Here is a 1,145-nt window from a genome sequence, read left to right as displayed (position 1 = left end):
TCGACCTGATATCAATGCAACATCCAAGACAAAAACGCGCGCTGACGTGAAAACTCGTCGCTCAGACAAGGGGCAACCCACCAACTGAGTAGCGATGTGGCTTGATGATTAAATGGCGTTATCCGGTCACAAAGCCGGTTGGTGACATCGCAGCTGACCGCAATGCAGGGCGAACTGCTGACAATGCTCCTTGTCTCCTACAGCTCTGATGCCCGGCCGTCGGAACAGTGCCACTTGTCGCAGCCATTGCGCGCCCTCCAAGCCAAGCCGTTGCAGGATGGGCGCGAGACGAGCTGGAATGTGGCCTCGCTTGTCGGTTCTGATGGCTCGACCTGTCCAGTCCACCAGCATCAGATAATCGGTGAAAACATACGGTAAATCATCAGGATGACCCTCGCTGGTGAATGGCAATAGCAGGGGTGGCAGTGATTGCGCAGGCGGTTCGCCATCGAGTCGCTGTTTGATGCTGGTGTAGTCGCTCTCCTCAGGCGTCTCTGCCAGCTTGGCTCGAATAGGGTTGAGATCCACATATGCCATGCAGGCCAGCAGGGCCGCTTCGGTGAGCAGGGCCTGACTTTTGAAGCGCCCTTCCCAAAAGTGCCCCTTGCAGCCATCTTCCAGATTGGCCTGCCGCGCCATGCTCTCGTTGAGCAATCGTACAAACCAGCTGATGGAGTGCAGTCGCTCACGCCATGTTGCAATCAGTTGCTGCACAACCGCCAGCTCGGGTTCAATCAATGGATCCCCTTGATACCAGCGCCGCACCAGTAGGGGCCATTGGAACAAGGCCGCCCAGCGTTCGGCCACTTCCCGTTGATCCCAGGCTGCGGCTTTGTCAGCCTCCACTTTCAACACCAGATGATAGTGATTACTCATCACCGCATAGGCGCATACGCCGATGGCAAACAGCCGAGACAGCTGACCCAGCTTGTCGACAACCCATTGGCGCCGATGCTGGTAACTCTGGCCTGAGTGGACATCTTCCCCACATAGAAAGGCCCGCCGCACGCAACGGCTGACGACATGGTAGTAAGGGGTATCTTGCAGGCTGATTTGGCGGGAACGGGCGATAGTCATGGCAATCTCCTGTGGCACTCCTCTCAGTCAAGAACAGCGATATCCCACTGTCAAAAAGATGGGTGTCC

At 56.7% G+C, this 1,145-nt stretch carries 1 protein-coding gene; it reads right to left on the bottom strand.

Annotated elements, in window-relative coordinates; translation table 11 throughout:
* Positions 1–126: 126 nt before the first annotated feature.
* Positions 127–1,077: a transposase gene (locus BN1117_RS15170; protein ID WP_040098721.1), complete on the bottom strand. Its 951-nt coding sequence runs from the start codon at positions 1,075–1,077 to the stop codon at positions 127–129.
* Positions 1,078–1,145 lie beyond the last annotated feature (68 nt).

Source organism: Aeromonas australiensis (assembly GCF_000819725.1).
GTDB lineage: Bacteria > Pseudomonadota > Gammaproteobacteria > Enterobacterales > Aeromonadaceae > Aeromonas > Aeromonas australiensis.
Note: the sequence above shows the minus strand (reverse complement) of the source record. Positions and strands in the feature narration are given on the sequence as shown.

What these genes read in the sequence shown, in the direction of transcription:
- BN1117_RS15170 (WP_040098721.1), bottom strand. Translation starts at nt 1,077, where the DNA reads ATGACTATCGCCCGTTCCCGCCAAATCAGCCTGCAAGATACCCCTTAC.